Annotated in this window: 18 protein-coding genes; 16 read left to right on the forward strand and 2 right to left on the reverse strand. The window is 72.0% G+C overall.

Translation table 11 applies throughout. From position 1 onward, the window contains the following. Positions 1–16 precede the first annotated feature (16 nt). From pgeF to BMZ30_RS04820, 10 genes are all read left to right on the forward strand, one after another. A complete protein-coding gene (gene pgeF, locus BMZ30_RS04775) occupies positions 17–730 on the forward strand; it encodes a peptidoglycan editing factor PgeF (RefSeq protein ID WP_244887036.1) in 714 nt (237 codons plus the stop codon). A 126-nt stretch (positions 731–856) separates the two neighbouring features. Then, the gene (locus BMZ30_RS04780) at positions 857–1345 is read left to right on the forward strand and encodes a cell division protein SepF (protein WP_093375494.1); all 489 of its coding nucleotides are present in this window, start codon (positions 857–859) and stop codon (positions 1343–1345) included. Positions 1346–1355: 10 nt separating this feature from the next. Continuing rightward, on the forward strand, positions 1356–1643 hold the full coding sequence (locus BMZ30_RS04785) for a YggT family protein (protein ID WP_093375496.1): 288 nt from the start codon (positions 1356–1358) through the stop codon (positions 1641–1643). Positions 1644–1769: 126 nt separating this feature from the next. Then, a complete protein-coding gene (locus BMZ30_RS04790) occupies positions 1770–2465 on the forward strand; it encodes a DivIVA domain-containing protein (RefSeq protein WP_093375498.1) in 696 nt (231 codons plus the stop codon). A 125-nt stretch (positions 2466–2590) separates the two neighbouring features. Beyond that, a complete protein-coding gene (locus BMZ30_RS04795; protein ID WP_093375500.1) occupies positions 2591–3052 on the forward strand; it encodes a TraR/DksA family transcriptional regulator in 462 nt (153 codons plus the stop codon). A gap of 32 nt (positions 3053–3084) precedes the next feature. Beyond that, on the forward strand, positions 3085–3717 hold the full coding sequence (locus BMZ30_RS04800) for a signal peptidase II (RefSeq protein ID WP_093375805.1): 633 nt from the start codon (positions 3085–3087) through the stop codon (positions 3715–3717). Next, the gene (locus BMZ30_RS04805; RefSeq protein ID WP_093375502.1) at positions 3714–4646 is read left to right on the forward strand and encodes an RluA family pseudouridine synthase; all 933 of its coding nucleotides are present in this window, start codon (positions 3714–3716) and stop codon (positions 4644–4646) included. The genes BMZ30_RS04800 and BMZ30_RS04805 overlap by 4 nt, the downstream gene beginning before the upstream one ends. After that, positions 4643–5155 (forward strand): GNAT family N-acetyltransferase, encoded by a 513-nt coding sequence (locus BMZ30_RS04810; RefSeq protein ID WP_229828236.1) that lies wholly within the window; start codon positions 4643–4645, stop codon positions 5153–5155. The genes BMZ30_RS04805 and BMZ30_RS04810 overlap by 4 nt, the downstream gene beginning before the upstream one ends. A gap of 9 nt (positions 5156–5164) precedes the next feature. Next, positions 5165–8704 (forward strand): DNA polymerase III subunit alpha, encoded by a 3540-nt coding sequence (dnaE, locus tag BMZ30_RS04815; protein ID WP_093375504.1) that lies wholly within the window; start codon positions 5165–5167, stop codon positions 8702–8704. Between the two features lie 19 nt (positions 8705–8723). After that, positions 8724–9131: a TIGR03618 family F420-dependent PPOX class oxidoreductase gene (locus tag BMZ30_RS04820; protein WP_093375506.1), complete on the forward strand. Its 408-nt coding sequence runs from the start codon at positions 8724–8726 to the stop codon at positions 9129–9131. A 58-nt stretch (positions 9132–9189) separates the two neighbouring features. Here BMZ30_RS04820 and BMZ30_RS04825 read toward each other — a convergent pair whose 3' ends face one another. Continuing rightward, positions 9190–9435 carry an RNA-binding S4 domain-containing protein gene (locus tag BMZ30_RS04825; RefSeq protein ID WP_093375508.1) on the reverse strand — a complete coding sequence of 82 codons (246 nt, stop codon included), beginning with the start codon at positions 9433–9435 and terminating at the stop codon, positions 9190–9192. Between the two features lie 33 nt (positions 9436–9468). Between BMZ30_RS04825 and hisD the strand changes: the two genes are divergently transcribed. Continuing rightward, positions 9469–10794 (forward strand): histidinol dehydrogenase, encoded by a 1326-nt coding sequence (hisD, locus tag BMZ30_RS04830; protein ID WP_093375510.1) that lies wholly within the window; start codon positions 9469–9471, stop codon positions 10792–10794. Positions 10795–10884: 90 nt separating this feature from the next. On the opposite strand, the gene BMZ30_RS04835 is transcribed toward hisD, so the two are convergent. After that, positions 10885–13002, reverse strand: a complete 2118-nt coding sequence (locus BMZ30_RS04835) for a RecQ family ATP-dependent DNA helicase (RefSeq protein ID WP_093375512.1) — start codon at positions 13000–13002, stop codon at positions 10885–10887. A gap of 146 nt (positions 13003–13148) precedes the next feature. Between BMZ30_RS04835 and BMZ30_RS04840 the strand changes: the two genes are divergently transcribed. The 5 genes from BMZ30_RS04840 to hisH are packed head-to-tail and all read left to right on the forward strand — an operon-like array spanning position 13149 to position 16727. After that, on the forward strand, positions 13149–13754 hold the full coding sequence (locus BMZ30_RS04840) for an SRPBCC domain-containing protein (protein WP_093375514.1): 606 nt from the start codon (positions 13149–13151) through the stop codon (positions 13752–13754). Between the two features lie 57 nt (positions 13755–13811). Then, complete coding sequence (locus BMZ30_RS04845) at positions 13812–14939, forward strand: histidinol-phosphate transaminase (protein WP_093375516.1); 1128 nt, start codon at positions 13812–13814, stop codon at positions 14937–14939. Then, a complete protein-coding gene (gene hisB / locus BMZ30_RS04850) occupies positions 14936–15550 on the forward strand; it encodes an imidazoleglycerol-phosphate dehydratase HisB (protein WP_093375518.1) in 615 nt (204 codons plus the stop codon). Before BMZ30_RS04845 ends, hisB begins: the two co-directional genes overlap by 4 nt. Further along, entirely contained in the window at positions 15547–16083 is a 537-nt protein-coding gene (locus BMZ30_RS04855; RefSeq protein ID WP_093375520.1) for a hypothetical protein, read from the forward strand. Before hisB ends, BMZ30_RS04855 begins: the two co-directional genes overlap by 4 nt. Further along, positions 16080–16727, forward strand: a complete 648-nt coding sequence (gene hisH, locus BMZ30_RS04860; RefSeq protein ID WP_093375522.1) for an imidazole glycerol phosphate synthase subunit HisH — start codon at positions 16080–16082, stop codon at positions 16725–16727. Before BMZ30_RS04855 ends, hisH begins: the two co-directional genes overlap by 4 nt. The last annotated feature ends 55 nt before the right edge of the window (positions 16728–16782 follow it).

The following is a 16782-nucleotide window of genomic DNA, read 5'->3' on the forward strand; positions in this document are numbered from 1 at the left end:
GGCACACGAACCCCAGGTGATCGAGGCTGACCTCGGCCCTGGGGTTCGTGCGTTCTTCACGACGGTCGCGGGCGGGGTGTCCGGGGCCGGCTACGCCAGCCTCAACCTCGGGCCCGCCACCGGGGACAGCGCGGAGCACGTGCAGGTCAACCGCACGCGGGTCGCTGCGCGCGCCGGGATGCCCGTCACCTATGCGACCCAGGTGCACGGCACCGACGTGGCGCACGTCTCGGGCCCCGCCTTCGGCGAGGAGTGCGGCGAGTACGACGCGCTCGTGACGGCCGAGCGGGGCCGAGGGCTCGCCGTCCTCGTGGCCGACTGCGTCCCGATCCTCCTCGCGGACCCCGCCGCCGGCGTCGTCGGCGCCGTGCACGCCGGGCGGCGTGGCCTCGGCGCCGGCATACTCGAGCGTGCGCTGGCCCAGCTGCGCGCTGCGGGCGCGCGCGAGGTCAGAGCCGTGGTGGGACCCGCGGCCTGCGGTCGCTGCTACGAGGTGCCCGAGCGCCTCCGGGCGGAGGTCGCGGCCGTGCACCCCGCTGCGTGGAGCGAGACGAGCTGGGGCACCCCGGCGCTCGACCTGCCGGGCGCCGCCGAGGCGGTCCTCTCGGACGCCGGCGTCGCCCACGTGCGAGTGCATCGCTGCACGATCGAGGACCCGGCACTGTTCTCTTACCGGCGTGCCGCAGGGGCGCCGACCGGCCGCAGCGCGGGAGTGGTCGGCCTCGTCTGAGTCGCGCCGCAGGTCCGACACGCCGCGCCCGGGCGTGTCGGTGCGCAGCGGACGGCTTATCGGCGACTAGCGTGAGCAGCGCTGAGCACGATGACCCACCATGCACGCGACGAGATGGAGAGAGCGATGGCCGGAGCGCTGCGCAAGACCATGCTGTACCTGGGCCTCGCCGACGACCGCGGCGAGCAGGAGTACGCCGACGAGTACGTCGAGGACTACACCGAGCACGAGGGCGAGGCTGAGATGTCCCACGACTTCCCCGCGCAGGTGACGCCCATCAACCGGGCCGTCGCGCAGCGCGAGCAGGCCATGCACGGCGCCGGCCTGCGCCGGATCACGACCGTGCACCCGCGTTCGTACAACGACGCGCGCGTGATCGGCGAGGCCTTCCGGTCCGGCACCCCCGTGATCATGAACCTCTCCGACATGGACGACGCCGACGCCAAGCGCCTGGTCGACTTCTCCGCCGGTCTCATCTTCGGCCTACGCGGCGCGATCGAGCGGGTCACCAACAAGGTGTTCCTCCTGTCCCCCGAGAGCGTCGAGATCACCGCCGAGGAGCGGGGTCCCGTGGCGGACCCGGTCACGCGCGCGGGCTTCTACAACCAGAGCTGATCCGTCGCCGGTGGACATCGTCATCGAGCTGCTCAGGCTCGCGCTCTTCCTATACATCCTCGTGCTCTTCAGCCGGGTGGTCCTCGACCTCGTGCGGATGCTCGCACGGGACTGGCGGCCCACCGGGGTGGTGCTCGTGCTGGCCGAGGGCGTGTACATGCTCACGGACCCGCCGCTGCGTGCGCTGCGCAAGGTGATCCCGCCCCTGTCGCTCGGTCCCGTGCGCCTGGACCTTGCCTTCATGGTCCTGCTCCTGGCGTGCTATCTGCTCTCCGGGCTGCTCAGCACCCTCGCCTGACCGCGCACCGGTGCGCCGTCACGGCGTGCTCCCCGCGCACAACTCCCCGTTCATCCGCTAGCGTGAGGCCGTGGTCGTCCCTGACCTCCCGCTCATGACCCGCGAATACCGCATTGAGGTGACACGATGGCACTGCTCACGGCAGACGACATCCTGAACAAGAAGTTCACGGCAACCAAGTTCCGTGAGGGGTACGACGTCGTCGAGGTCGACGACTTCCTCGACGAGGTCCTCGAGACCCTCCGTGCGCTCCAGGGTGAGAACGACGACCTGCGCGCCAAGCTCGCCGAGGCCGAGGCCAAGGTCGCCGAGGCGACGCGCGCCGGTGCCCAGGCCCCGGCGCCCGCTCCGGCCCCCGTGCCCGAGGCGCGCCCGGAGCCCGAGCCGGAGCCCGAGCCGGAGCCCGAGCCCGAGCCGGCCCCCGCGCCGCCGGCGCCCGTCGCTGCGGCCCCCGCGCCTGCTCCCGTCCAGGCCACGGCCCGGATGAGCGAGCCGGAGTCCGCGACGGGCATGCTGCAGCTCGCGCAGCGTCTGCACGACGAGTACGTCCGCAACGGCCAGGAAGAGGGCGAGCGCCTCGTCGGCGAGGCTCGCGAGGAGGGCGAGCGCATCGTCCGCGAGGCCGAGCAGCAGTCGGCACGCACCCTCGAGCAGCTCGAGCAGGAGCGCTCGCTCCTGGAGCGCAAGATCGACGAGCTCCGCCAGTTCGAGCGCGACTACCGCACCCGTCTGCAGAGCTACCTCGAGACGCTGCTGGGCGACCTGAACAACCGCGGCTCGGCGCTCCCGGGCCGAGGCGACCAGCCGAACCAGGGCATCTGACTCAAGCCCCATCGCCGCTGAGGTCTCGCGCGGCCGGTGGTGCCCACTTCCGTCGTGAAGTGTTGGCACCACCGGCCGCGCGCGTCTATCCTCAGGCATCCTTGCGAACAGAGAGGTCCGGTGTGATGCCGATCCAGAACGAAGAAGCGGCGCAGACGTTCAAGGAGCGCTTCCCGCGCCTCGCCAAGGACGTCAAGACGTTCCCCGTGCGTGACGGCGAGGAGCCGTGGACCACCAAGGACGTCAAGGAGCTCGCCGAGGAGCTCCTCGCCGAGGTCGACCGGCTGACGGTGGACCTGGAGGCGGCGGACCGCGAGCTGTCCGAGCTCCTGCGCAACTCCGGCGACGGCGCGGGGGACGACCAGGCGGACTCCGGCTCTAGCGCGCTCGAGCGCGAGCAGGAGCTGACGTTCGTCAACAACACGCGTGACCTCCTGCAGCAGAATCACCGCGCGCTGTCGCGGATCGCCGCGGGCACCTACGGCACGTGCGAGTCGTGCGGCGGCCCCGTGGGCAAGGCGCGCCTGCAGGCTTTCCCCCGCGCAACCCTCTGCGTCGCCTGCAAGCAGCGGGAGGAGCGTCGCTGAGAGCCCGTAGCGGCGTGGGAGACTTCTCCTCGATGACTGACACCTCTGACCCCACCGCGGCGCGAGCGCGACGCCTCACCACCGGCCTGACCTTGATCGCCGTCGTCGTGCTCGTCGCGGACCAGCTGTCGAAGTGGGCGGCGGAGTCCTGGCTGTCGACGTCGGAGCCGACGCGCTGGTTCCTGGGCGAGCTGCTGGGCTGGCGACTGATCTACAACCCTGGTGCGGCGCTGTCCATCGGCACCAGCTTCACGTGGGTGCTCACGATCATCGCGGTCGGCGTCGTCGTGACGATCGTCCGGCTCTCGCGCCGGCTCGTCTCGACTGGCTGGGCCGTGGCGCTCGGGCTGCTCCTCGGCGGCGCGCTCGGCAACCTCGGCGACCGCTTCTTCCGCGACCCAGGCTTCGCTCGGGGACACGTGGTCGACTTCATCAACTACGCGGACTTCTTCGTCGGGAACGTCGCGGACATCGCGATCGTCGTGGCTGCCGGCCTCATCGGGATCCTGTCGTTCCGCGGTGCGCCGCTGAGCGCCGATCCGAGCGAGCCTGCGGACTCGGCGACCCCTGAGGATCCCGCGGACTCCGCCGACGCCGATTTCGCCGAGGGCGAGTCCGCCGACCCGAAGGCGCCGCTCGCGACGCCCGAGGAGGACCGGGCGTGACCGCCCGCTCTCTTCCCGTCCCCGACGGGCTGGCGGGCGAGCGTGTGGACGCAGCCCTCGCCCGGCTGCTCGGCCTGTCCCGCACCCGCGCGGCCGAGCTCGCCGAGGCCGGCTACGTCGTCGTCGACGGACGTGCCGTGGGCAAGTCCGACCGCCTCGTGGCGGACGCGTGGCTCGAGGTCGAGATCCCGGACGAGCGGGAGCCCGACCCGGCGACGCCCACACCCGTGCCAGGCATGGCCATCCGGTACGACGACGACGAGGTCGTCGTGGTGGACAAGCCCGTCGGCGTTGCCGCGCACCCGTCACCCGGTTGGACAGGCCCGACGGTCGTGGGCGCGCTCGCCGCCGCGGGCTACCGCATCGCGACGTCCGGGGCCGCCGAGCGGCAGGGCATCGTGCACCGCCTCGACGTGGGCACCTCGGGCTTGATGGTCGTCGCGAAGAGCGAGCGTGCCTACACGGTCCTCAAGCGCGCGTTCAAGGAGCGCACGGTCGACAAGGTCTACCACTCGGTGGTGCAGGGTCATCCTGAGCCGACGACCGGCACGATCGACGCGCCCGTGGGGCGTCACCCGGGCGCCGACTACAAGTTCGCCGTGGTGGCGTCGGGGAAGCCCTCGGTCACGCACTACGAGGTCCTGGAGATGTTCCCGGCCGCGTCGCTCGTCGAGGTGCATCTCGAGACGGGTCGCACCCACCAGATCCGCGTGCACTTCTCGGCGCTGCGGCACCCGTGCGTCGGGGACCTCACGTACGGGGCGGATCCGACGCTCGCCCGGCGCACCGGGCTGACCCGGCAGTGGTTGCACGCCATGCGCCTCGGGTTCGACCACCCCGCCACGGGTCAGCGTCTGGAGATCGCCAGCGAGTACCCCGACGACCTCGCGCACGCCCTCGAGGTGCTCTCCTCCGGGACCGGACGGTGACCGAGGAGCGTCACGGGGCCCCGGGCTCGTACGTCGTCGAGCACGTGACCACGTCGGCGCAGCTCGAGGAGTGCTACGCCATCCGCATGGAGGTGTTCGTGGCGGAGCAGCAGGTGCCGGCCGAGGAGGAGCTCGACGACCTCGACGTCGCGCCCACGACGACGCACCTGCTCGTCCGGGGGCCTGGCGGCGAGGCCGTCGCCACGGGCCGGCTGCTGACCGACCCGGCCCACCCGGACGTCGTCCACGTGGGCCGTGTTGCTGTGCGGCGCGTGGCTCGTGGCACCGGGGTCGGCCGGCACCTGATGGAGGCGCTGCACGAGCGCGCCCGCGCGCTGCCGGTGCCCGCCAGACGGGTCGAGCTCAGCGCCCAGGAGCAGGCGCTCGCCTTCTACCAGCGGCTCGGCTATGCGATCGGTGAGGCGCGCTACCTGGACGCAGGCATCTGGCACCGGGACGCGTGGCTCGAGCTCGCCGACGGTTCGGGAAGCGTCGGCCGGGGCGCCTAGACTGCCTCCATGCCGCACTCGTCCTCGGACTTCGTTCACCTCCACGTGCACACCGAGTACTCGATGCTCGACGGCGCCGCCCGGCTGGGGGACCTGTTCGAGGAGACCTCGCGCCTGGGCCAGAAGGCCATCGCGACCACCGATCACGGGTACCTTTTCGGCGCCTACGACTTCTGGAAGCAGGCCACCGCAGCCGGCGTGAAGCCGATCATCGGCGTCGAGGCGTACGTCACGCCGGGGACCTCGCGGTTCGACCAGACGCGCGTCCGGTTCGGGGAGAAGGGGCAGGAGTCCGACGACGTCTCCGCCCGCGGCGCGTACACGCACATGACGATGTGGGCGCGGAACAACGAGGGTCTGCACAACCTCTTCCGGGCGAGCTCGTACGCCTCGCTCGAGGGACAGATGGGCAAGTGGCCGCGCATGGACCGCGACCTGCTCGAGCGCTTCAGCGGCGGGATGATCGCCTCGACGGGCTGCCCGTCCGGGGAGATCCAGACCCGGCTGCGGCTGGGCCAGTGGGACGAGGCCGTCCGCGCCGCCGGCGAGCTCCAGGACATCTACGGCAAGGAGTTCTTCTACGTCGAGCTGATGGACCACGGTCTCAGCATCGAGCAGCGCGTCCTGGCCCAGCTCATCGAGCTGTCCAAGGCCATCGGTGCGCCGCTGCTCGCCACGAACGACTCGCACTACGTCAAGCAGGAGGACTCCCCGTCGCAGGAGGCCCTGCTCTGCATCAACTCGGGCTCCACGCTCACCGACCCGGACCGGTTCAAGTTCGACGGCGACGGCTACTACCTCAAGTCCGCCGAGGAGATGCGCCGCATCTGGGCCGAGCTGCCGGAGGCCTGCGACAACACCGTCGCGCTCGCCGAGCAGTGCGAGGTGTCGTTCAACACCTCGGCGAACTACATGCCCAACTACCCGTGCCCCCCGGGCGAGGACGAGACCTCCTGGTTCATCAAGGAGGTCGAGCGGGGCCTCGAGGTGCGCTATCCCGACGGCATCCCCGCCGACGTGCGCGCCCAGGCGGAGTACGAGACGCAGGTCATCACTCAGATGGGCTTCCCGGGGTACTTCCTCGTCGTCGCGGACTTCATCAACTGGTCCAAGGACAACGGCATCCGGGTCGGGCCCGGCCGAGGCTCGGGCGCTGGCTCGATGGCCGCGTACGCGATGCGCATCACGGACCTCGACCCGCTGCAGCACGGCCTGATCTTCGAGCGCTTCCTCAACCCGGACCGCGTCTCGATGCCCGACTTCGACGTCGACTTCGACGAGCGCCGCCGTGGCGAGGTGATCCGGTACGTCACCCAGAAGTACGGCGAGGACCGCGTCGCACAGATCGTCACCTACGGCACCATCAAGGCCAAGCAGGCGCTCAAGGACTCCGCCCGGCTGCTGGGCATGCCGTTCGCGATGGGGGAGAAGCTCACCAAGGCGATGCCGCCCGCGATCATGGGCAAGGACATCAGCCTCACGGGGATCTTCGACCCGTCCGACAAGCGCTACAACGAGGCGGACGAGTTCCGTCAGGTGCACGCCGCCGACCCGGACGCTCAGCGCGTCGTGGAGCTGGCCAAGGGCATCGAAGGGCTGAAGCGCCAGTGGGGCGTGCACGCGGCCGGCGTCATCATGTCGAGCGAGCCGTTGATCGACATCATCCCGATCATGCGGCGCCTGCAGGACGGCGCGGTCATCACGCAGTTCGACTACCCCAAGTGCGAAGAGCTCGGCCTCATCAAGATGGACTTCCTGGGGCTGCGGAACCTCACGATCCTCGACGACGCGCTCGCGAACATCGTGATGAACGGCAAGGAGCCGGTCGACCTCGAGGCGCTCACGCTCGACGACCCGGCCACCTACGCGCTCCTGGGCCGGGGCGACACGCTCGGGGTGTTCCAGCTCGACGGCGGCGGCATGCGCACGCTCCTCAAGCTCATGCGCCCCGACAACTTCGAGGACATCTCCGCCGTCGGCGCGCTCTACCGGCCTGGTCCGATGGGCGCCAACTCGCACACGAACTACGCGCTGCGCAAGAACGGCCAGCAGGAGGTCACCCCGATCCACCCGGAGCTCGAGGAGCCGCTGGCGGAGATCCTGGGCGCGACCTACGGCCTGATCGTGTACCAGGAGCAGGTCATGGCGATCGCGCAGAAGGTCGCGGGCTACAGCCTCGGCCAGGCCGACATCCTGCGGCGCGTGATGGGCAAGAAGAAGAAGGCCGAGCTCGACAAGCAGTTCGAGGGCTTCTCCCAGGGGATGATCGACCGGGGCTTCTCGATGGCCGCGGTCAAGACGCTGTGGGACATCCTGCTGCCGTTCTCCGACTACGCGTTCAACAAGGCGCACTCGGCTGCCTACGGCGTCGTGTCGTACTGGACGGCCTACCTCAAGGCTAACTACCCGACCGAGTACATGGCGGCGCTGCTCACGAGCGTGCGCGACGACAAGGACAAGTCGGCGCTGTACCTCAACGAGTGCCGGCACATGGGCATCACGGTGCTCCCGCCGGACGTCAACTCCTCCTCGGCGAACTTCACGGCTGTCGACAAGGACATCCGGTTCGGTCTGACCGCCATCCGCAACGTGGGTGCGAACGTCGTCGACGCGATCGTGGCGGCTCGTGAGGCGCACGGCGAGTTCACGTCGTTCACGGACTTCCTCGACAAGGTGCCGGCGGTCGTCTGCAACAAGCGCACGATCGAGTCGCTCATCAAGGCCGGGGCGTTCGACTCGCTCGGGCACACGCGGCGCGCGCTCGTCGTGGTGCACGAGCAGGCCGTCGACTCGGTGATCGGCGTCAAGCGCAAGGAGGCCGAGGGACAGTTCGACCTGTTCGCGGACCTGGGGGCGGAGGGCGCCGACGACGGCATGTCGTTCAGCGTCGAGGTTCCGGTGCTGCCGGACTGGGACAAGAAGCAGCTCCTTGCCTTCGAGCGGGAGATGCTCGGCCTGTACGTCTCCGACCACCCCCTGTCCGGCCTCGAGCACGTCCTGTCGCGTGCGGCCGAGACCTCGATCGCGTCCCTGATCGCGGACGACGTGCGCCCCGACGGCTCGACGGTGGTGATCGCGGGCCTGATCACGTCCCTGCAGCGCAAGATGTCCAAGAACGGCAACCCGTGGGCCGCAGTCACGATCGAGGACCTCGCCGGCGGCGTCGAGGTGATGTTCTTCGGCGAGACCTACCTGGCGTACTCGACGATCCTCGCCGAGGACCAGGTCGTGGTGCTCAAGGGCCGCGTGCGTCGGCGCGACGAGACCATGCAGCTGCAGGCGATGGAGGTCTCGCTCCCCGACATCTCCGTGGGCACCGACTCGCCCCTCGTGGTGACGCTCGCGACCTCGCGGTGCACGCAGCCGATCGTCGAGAAGCTGCGGGACGTCCTGCGCACCCACCCGGGCAGCACCGAGGTGCACCTGCGGCTGACGAGCCCGGGGCGGTCCACCGTCATGCGGCTCGAGGACAAGCTGCGCGTGGAGCGCACGCCGGCGTTGTCGGGCGACCTCAAGGCATTGCTGGGCCCGTCCTGCCTGATGGTCTGAGCCCACCTAGACTCGGGCGGTGATCCATCTGACGCCCGAGCAGCACGTCTTCGTGACTGAACGCCACCTCGCCACCCTGAGCACGCTGCGGGCCGACGGCTCTCCGCACGTCGTGCCCGTGGGCTTCACGTGGGACCCCGACGCCGGGGTGGTGCGGATCACCACCAAGGTGACGGCCGTGAAGGCGCGCAACGCCCAGCGCCTGGGACCGGCGGGGGAGCGGCCGCGGGCGGCCGTGTGCCAGGTCGATGGGGGCCGCTGGATGACGCTCGAGGGCACCATCGAGCTGCGGACCGCGGCGGACGAGGTCGCCGAGGCCGTCCGCCGCTACGCCCGGCGCTACCGCCAGCTGGAGGAGAACCCCGAGCGCGCTGTCCTGGTCCTCACCGTGGACAAGGTGATGAGCTCGTCCTACATGGCGCGCTGAGCGCGTCGCGGCTGGCGCTGGTCCCGAACCGCTGGGCCCGAAGCCGCTGGCGCAGGGCTCAGCCCGCAGCGCCCACCTGGGCCGTGCGGTCCCCGTGCGGCGCGGAGACGACGACGACGTCGCCGGCGACGAGCTGGCGTCCCCGGCGGGTCTCGGTCTCACCGTTGACCGCGACCTCACCGTCGGCGACGAGCTCGGCGGCCTGCGCGCCCGACTCGGCGAGGTCGGCGAGCTTGAGGAACTGCCCCAGGCGGATGCTTGCGTCCTTGATCGGCACGATGTTCACGCCCCCAGTCTCGCCCATCGAGGACTGCCGGTGCTCGCTAGACTCGCCCCTGTGATCACTCGCCTCGACCTCCGCGGTCGCGCCCTGTCTGCCCGTGACCTGCTGACCGTCCTGCCGCGCCCCGAGCTCGGCGTCGAGGACGCCACGCATCTCGTGGCGCCGATCCTCGAGGCGGTGCGCGTCGAGGGCGCCGCTGCGCTGCGGTCCTACGGGGAGAAGTTCGACGGCGTGCGCCCCGAGCACCTGCGGGTCCCGGCGGCGGCGATGCAGGCGGCCCTCGACGCGCTCGAGCCCGCGCTGCGCTCGGCCCTCGAGGAGTCGATCTCGCGCGTGCGGACCGTGCACGCGGCCCAGCGGCCCGCGGACTTCGTCGTCGAGGTGGCGCCGGGCGCGACGGTGCGTCAGCGCTGGATCCCGGTCCGCCGCGTGGGGCTGTACGCGCCGGGCGGCCTGGCGGTGTACCCGTCGTCGGTGATCATGAACGTCGTGGCCGCCCAGGAGGCCGGTGTCGGTGGGCTCGCCGTCGCGTCGCCCCCGCAGGCCAGCAACGGCGGGCTGCCCAACCCGACGATCCTCGCGGCGTGCGCGCTGCTCGGGGTGGACGAGGTCTACGCGGTCGGCGGTGCCCAGGCGGTCGCGATGTTCGCCTACGGGGCGCTGGGTTCCGAGCCCCAGGACGGCGACCACCTGTGCGACCCCGTCGACGTCGTCACCGGGCCCGGGAACGTCTTCGTCGCGGCGGCCAAGCGGCTGGTGCGCGGGGTCGTGGGCATCGACTCCGAGGCTGGGCCCACCGAGATCGCGGTCCTCGCCGACGACACGGCCGATCCTGACCACGTGGCGGCGGACCTGCTGAGCCAGGCGGAGCACGATCCGCTCGCGGCGTCGGTCCTGGTGACGGACTCGCTCGCGCTCGCGGACGCCGTCGAGGGGCGAGTGACTGCGCGCGCGGCGGCGACCAAGCACGTCGAGCGCGTCCGTACTGCGCTCGGCGGCCCGCAGTCGGCGATCGTCCTGGTGGACGACCTCGCCCAGGGGCTGGCGGTCGTCAACGCCTACGGAGCCGAGCACCTCGAGATCCAGACGCGTGACGCTGCCCAGGTGGCCGACCAGGTGACGAGCGCCGGGGCGATCTTCGTCGGTCCGTACTCGCCCGTGCCCCTGGGCGACTACATGGCCGGGTCGAACCACGTGCTGCCCACCGGGGGGTGCGCCCACTTCTCGAGCGGGCTCGGCGTGCACACCTACGTGCGGGCCGTCCAGGTCATCGAGTACGACCAGCCTGCGCTCGCGGTGATCGCGGACCAGATCGTCGCGTTCGCCGACGCCGAGGACCTCCCGGCGCACGGCGAGGCGATCCGCGCCCGCGGGGTCTGAGCACCCGAGGGAGCCGCGTCCGAGGACGCCCAGGAGCCGCGCCAAGCCCGACGCGGTTCCGGGCACACCGGCCTCGTGGAGTGCCCGGCGTCAGCGCACGGCGAGGACGAACGGGAGCACCTCGGCGGCCCCGGCGAGCCGCAGCAGCCGCGCCGCGACGGTGAGCGTCCAGCCGGAGTCGGTGACGTCGTCGACGAGCAGGACGCGACGCCCGGCGACCGCCGCATGGTCACCGGCGAGGTGCAGTCGGCGCGCGACGCCGGCGAGGCGGGTGGCCGAGTTCACGTCGTGGCGACCGGCGTCACCTGTGGGCACCACGTAGCCGCTGACGGGAACGCCGAGGTAGCGCCCGAGCCCGTCGGCGAGGTGCGCCACGAGGCGTGGGCGGCCTTGCGACGCGACGGCGACGAGGGCGTCGACGCCGGGCTGCCAGTCGTCGAGCACCTGCGCCGCCGCATGGCGCAGGGGGACCGGCAGCTCGCCGTCGGGTCCAGTGAGCAGGTCCCGCAGCGGTCCCGACCACCCGAGCCCGTCGAGCCGGGCGATCGCCCGACCAGGTGCCGCCTGCTCCGTCGCCGGGATCCGGCCCGACAAGGACACCCCGAGCGTCGCCATGCCGCTCGGCCACATGCGCCGGGCGGCGACCTCGATGCCCGGCTGGTCGAGCTGCTCGCGGACCGCGGTGACCTGCTCGCCGGTGGGCAGGGCCGGCAGGTCGACGGTCGTGCACCGGTCGCAACGGCCGCAGCGCCAGTCCGGGGCGAGGCCCGGGTCGTCGAGCGTGGCGCGCAGGAACGCCATGCGGCAGCTCGAGGTCTGCTCGTACTCGAGCATCGTGCGCTGCTCGTGCAGCCGCGCCGCGTCGACCCGGGCATAGCGTTCCGCGTCGTAGCTCCAGGGCTGGCCCGTCGCCTCCCAGCCCCCGCGCACGCGGCGGACGGCGCCGTCGACATCGAGGACCTTGAGCATCATCTCCAGGCGCGAGCGGCGTAGGTCGACGCTCGTCTCGAGTGCGGCGAGGGAGTGCACACCGCCTCCGTCCAGCGCGCGGAGCACGGCACGCACCTGGGACTCCGAGGGGAAGCCGAGCGCGCCGAAGTACTCCCAGATGCGCTCGTCCTCCTCACCGGGCACGAGCACGGCGAGCGCGCGAGCGACCCCGCGCCCGGCACGGCCGACCTGCTGGTAGTAGGACACGGGCGAACCCGGCGCGCCGAGGTGCACGACGAAGGCGAGGTCCGGCTTGTCGAACCCCATGCCGAGGGCGGACGTGGCGACGAGAGCCTTGAGGGCGTTGTCCTTGAGGTCGGCCTCGAGCCGCTCCCGCTCGGCGGGCTCGGTGCGTCCGGTGTACGCGTGCACGTCGTGACCGGCGGCCCGCAGGTGCGCGGCGACTTGCTCGGCCGCCGCGACAGTCAGGCAGTAGACGATGCCGGAGCCGTCGACGGTGGCGAGCATCGCGGTGAGCCAGGCCACCCGCGTCGCGGGGTTCGTCACGGGGAGCACGGCCAGCTGCAGCGACTCGCGGTCGAGGGCGCCGCGCAGCACCAGGGGTGCGGTGTCGTCCGCCATCGCGAGCTGTTCGGCGACGTCGCGCGTGACCCGCTCGTTCGCGGTCGCGGTCGTCGCGAGGACCGGAGTGTGGGGCGGCAGTCCCTCCAGGAGGGTGCGGATGCGGCGGTAATCGGGGCGGAAGTCGTGCCCCCAGTCGGAGATGCAGTGTGCCTCGTCGACGACGATCAGTCCTGCGCTCGCCGCGAGCCGGGGCAGCACGAGGTCGCGGAAGTCCGGGTTGGTCAGTCGCTCGGGGGAGCACAGCAGGACGTCGACCTCTCCCGCAGCGATCGCAGCGTTGATCTGGTCCCACTCGGTCACGTTCGCCGAGTTGATGGTGACGGCGCGCACGCCCGCGCGCTGGGCGGCGGCGACCTGGTCGCGCATGAGCGCGAGCAGCGGTGACACGATCACGGTGGGACCTGCTCCCTGTTCGCGCAGCAGCGCGGTCGCGACGAAGTACACCGCGGACTTCCCCCAGCCCGTGCGCTGGACGACGAGCACCCGTCGCGACGCGGAGACGAGCGCGTCGATCGCGTGCCACTGGTCCTCGCGCAGGCGAGCGTCAGGGGAGCCGACGAGCGCACGGAGCAGCTCCTCGGCGCGGTCGCGGGACGCGCCCGCACGTGTCGGTGAGATGGGTGTCGACGTCATCCGGCGAGGCTACGCGCTGCGCCGGACACGGTCCGCCCGGGCGTGGACGGTCCCGCCTCCGCCCCGCCAACGCCGACCGGTATGTCTGGTATTTCCGCCCGCGCGGTGCGACGATCGAGTGACGAGCGACAGGAGGGGGCGTCACCATGGACGCACAGACACCCAGCACCAAGACCCCGGTGGGGCGGCTCGAGGACTGCGGCGCGTACCGTCGGCTCGTGATCGAGCGCGATCTCGACCACGGCGCGACGGACGTGTGGGAGGCGCTCACCCGGCCGGACGAGCTCCAGGCGTGGATCGGCACCTGGTGGGGGACCCCCGGGGCCGGCCAGACGGTCATGTTCCAGATGACCGCCGAGGGCGAGAGCACCGAGCCGGTCGAGGCCCTCGTCGAGGAGTGCCTGCCGGTGGAGTCGCTCCGGGTGACGTTCGCCTCGGACCGTGTGGTGTGGCGGGTCGGCGTCGAGCTCGCCCCGCAGGGCAGCGCCCGCACGCACCTGCGCTTCGTGATGCGGGTGCACGACGACGAGGTCGTCAGCGACATCGGCCCCGGCTGGGAGTACTACCTCGACCGGCTCGCCGCAGCGCTCGCCGGCGAGGCGATGCCCGCGTGGGAGGACTACTACCCGGCGCAGTGCGCCTACTACGGGGCGCTCGAGCCGATCGAGGTGCACGAGCCGTTCGTCCCGGCGGCGCACGGCCCGGGGCCGGAGCACCTGCCGGGAGAGCCGGGGTCGCGTCGCACCGCCTGATGCCCGACCGGTGAGCGGCGCGGCAGCCGTGCGTGCCCGACGCCTAGACTCTCGCGGGTGACACGTGAACCGCTCCTGCCGCTGCGTCCCGAGCTGCGCGGCATCGAACCGTACGGCGCGCCCCAGCTGGACGTGCCTGTGCTGCTCAACGTCAACGAGAACCCTTACGGGCCCTCGCCCGCCGTGGTCGCGGAGATCGCCGCGCGCGTCGCGGCGGCGGCGTCGGGCCTCAACCGGTACCCGGACCGCGACTTCCCGCAGCTGCGGGGGGCGCTCGCGGGCTACCTGACCCGCGAGTCGGGCGTCGCCGTGGCCGCCGACCAGGTCTGGGCCGCGAACGGCTCCAACGAGGTCATGCTGCACCTGCTGCAGGCGTTCGGTGGCCCTGGTCGCACGGCGCTGTCGTTCGCCCCGACCTACTCGATGTACCCCGAGTACGCCCGCGACACCCACACCCGCTGGGTCACCGGGAAGCGCGAGACGGACTTCACGATCGACCTCGACCACGCGCTCGAGACGATCGCCGCGCACCAGCCGTCGGTGATCCTCCTCACGAGCCCGAACAACCCCACGGGCACCTCGCTCAGCCTCGAGCTCGTCGAGGCGGTGTGCGAGGCGGCGCTGCGCGTCGACGTCGACGGCGCCCCCGCGGTCGTCGTCGTGGACGAGGCCTACGGGGAATTCCGGCGCGCCGGCGTGCCCTCGGCCCTGCGTCTGCTCGAGCGGTTCACCAATCTCGCCGTGAGCCGCACCATGTCCAAGGCCTTCGCCCTCGCGGGCGCCCGCCTGGGCTACCTGGCCGCCCACCCGCGACTGGTCGACGCGCTGCGCGTCGTGCGGCTGCCCTACCACCTGTCGGGCGTGACGCAGGCGACGGCGCTCGCGGCCCTCGCGCACGCCGACGAGCTCCTCGCGCAGGTGGACGCGCTGCGCGCCGAGCGCGACGCCACGGTGACCTGGCTGCAGCAGCAGACGGTCGACGGCGCACCCCTGGTCGTTGCGGAGTCGGACGCGAACTTCGTGCTGTTCGGCACGTTCGCCGACCGTCACGCCGTCTGGCAGGGCCTGCTGGATCGCGGGGTGCTGATACGGGAGACTGGTCCCGACGGATGGCTGCGGGTCTCGATCGGGACGCCGCAGGAGATGGCTGCCTTCCGGGCAGCCCTGGTGGAGGTAGCCCTGTGAGCGAAGTCAGCGGCCCGCGCACGGCTCGGATCGAGCGCGCGACGTCAGAGTCGAGCGTCCTCGTCGAGATCGACCTGGACGGCACCGGCCGGACGGACGTGTCGACGTCGGTCCCGTTCTACGACCACATGCTCACGGCGCTCGGCAAGCACTCGCTCATCGACCTCACCGTGCGCGCGACCGGCGACACGCACATCGACGCGCACCACACCGTCGAGGACGTGGCCATCTGCCTCGGGCAGGCCCTGCGGGAGGCGCTCGGTGACAAGTCGGGGATCTCCCGGTTCGGTGACGCCCTGGTCCCGCTCGACGAGGCGCTCGCACGCGCCGTCGTCGACGTCTCCGGCCGGCCGTACCTCGTGCACTCCGGGGAGCCCGCGGGCCAGGAGTACCACCTGATCGGTGGCCACTTCACGGGGTCGCTCACGCGCCACGTGCTCGAGTCGATCGCCCACCACGCCAGCATCTGCCTGCACGTCGAGGTCCTCGCCGGCCGCGACCCGCACCACATCGTCGAGGCCCAGTTCAAGGCGCTCGCGCGCGCCCTGCGGTTCGCCGTGGCCCGCGACCCGCGCGTGCAGGGCATCCCGTCGACCAAGGGAGCACTGTGAACCCGGACCAGACCGCTGACGGCGCCGACGACCTGAGCGGTTTCGAGATCCCGGACGACCTGTCCGGTCTGAGCCCGTTCGGCGGCGAGACCGCGAGCACGCCGACGCTCGCGGTCGTGCTGACTCAGGTCGCCGGCGCGGAGCCGCTGGCGGCGGCGTGCGCGCTCGCCAAGGTCTCCGGCGACGTGTTCGCCACGTCAGTCGGCGCCGTGCTCGTGTGCCGCGAGCTCACCGGCGGCGCCCCCGCGCGCGACGCCGCGGCGGTCTCCCAGGTGGTGCGCGGCGTCCCCGCGATCCTCGTCGAGCGACGCGAGGGCCAGCTCACGGCCGCGCGGTTCCAGGACGGCGCGCGCGGGGACGACCTCCCGGCGGGCCTCGTGCTCGACGGCGCCCCCGCGGAGCTCGAGGACCTCCTGCTCGGTGCGACCAGCCTCGCCGACATGCCGGACGTGCTGCCGACCGACGGCATCTCGCGGCTCAAGGCGGCCCGGCTGCTGGGCGGCTTCGCCCGGAAGATGCGACGGTCCTCGTGAGCGCGCCCGACGTCGTCGTCCTCGACTACGGGTTCGGGAACGTCCGGTCGGCGGTGCGTGCCCTGGAACGTGCGGGCGCCTCGGTCGAGCTCACGTCGGACCGTGCCCGGGCCGAGAACGCCGCCGGTCTGGTCGTCCCTGGCGTCGGTGCGTTCGCGGCCGTGATGGACGGTCTTCGCGCCGTGCGAGGCGACCAGATCGTCGAGCGTCGCCTCGCGGGCGGGCGCCCCGTCCTGGGCATCTGCGTCGGCATGCAGGTGATGTTCGACGCGGGCGACGAGCACGGTGACCACGCCGAGGGCCTCGGCCAGTGGCCGGGCGTCGTCGACCGCCTCGAGGCGCCCGTCGTGCCGCACATGGGCTGGGACACGGTCGACGTCCCTGCGGGGTCCGTGCTGTTCGACGGCCTCGAGGACGAGCGGTTCTACTTCGTGCACTCCTACGCGGCGCGCTCGTTCACGCTCGGGCAGGACGAACCGTCGGACACCCGCTTCGCCCCGCCCTTGGTGACGTGGTCCGACCACGGCGGGCGGTTCGTCGCCGCCGTGGAGAACGGCCCGCTGTCCGCGACGCAGTTCCACCCCGAGAAGTCCGGGGACGCCGGGGCGCAGCTGCTGCGCAACTGGCTCGGCTCGCTCTCCTGACCTCCCAGCACACTCGCACCCGGCTGCCGCGCGCGGCCGAACGGAAGGAACCCCC

Source organism: Flavimobilis marinus (assembly GCF_900113055.1).
In the GTDB taxonomy this organism is placed as follows: Bacteria; Actinomycetota; Actinomycetes; order Actinomycetales; family Cellulomonadaceae; genus Flavimobilis; species Flavimobilis marinus.

Bases quoted from the DNA above. Each gene is read 5' to 3' on its own strand.
- BMZ30_RS04795 (WP_093375500.1), top strand. From the start codon at position 2,591: ATGCCGATCCAGAACGAAGAAGCGGCGCAGACGTTCAAGGAGCGCTTC.
- BMZ30_RS04840 (WP_093375514.1), top strand. From the start codon at position 13,149: ATGGACGCACAGACACCCAGCACCAAGACCCCGGTGGGGCGGCTCGAG.
- BMZ30_RS04800 (WP_093375805.1), top strand. From the start codon at position 3,085: ATGACTGACACCTCTGACCCCACCGCGGCGCGAGCGCGACGCCTCACC.
- BMZ30_RS04825 (WP_093375508.1), bottom strand. From the start codon at position 9,435: ATGGGCGAGACTGGGGGCGTGAACATCGTGCCGATCAAGGACGCAAGC.
- BMZ30_RS04780 (WP_093375494.1), top strand. From the start codon at position 857: ATGGCCGGAGCGCTGCGCAAGACCATGCTGTACCTGGGCCTCGCCGAC.
- BMZ30_RS04790 (WP_093375498.1), top strand. From the start codon at position 1,770: ATGGCACTGCTCACGGCAGACGACATCCTGAACAAGAAGTTCACGGCA.
- BMZ30_RS04835 (WP_093375512.1), bottom strand. From the start codon at position 13,002: ATGACGTCGACACCCATCTCACCGACACGTGCGGGCGCGTCCCGCGAC.
- dnaE (WP_093375504.1), top strand. From the start codon at position 5,165: ATGCCGCACTCGTCCTCGGACTTCGTTCACCTCCACGTGCACACCGAG.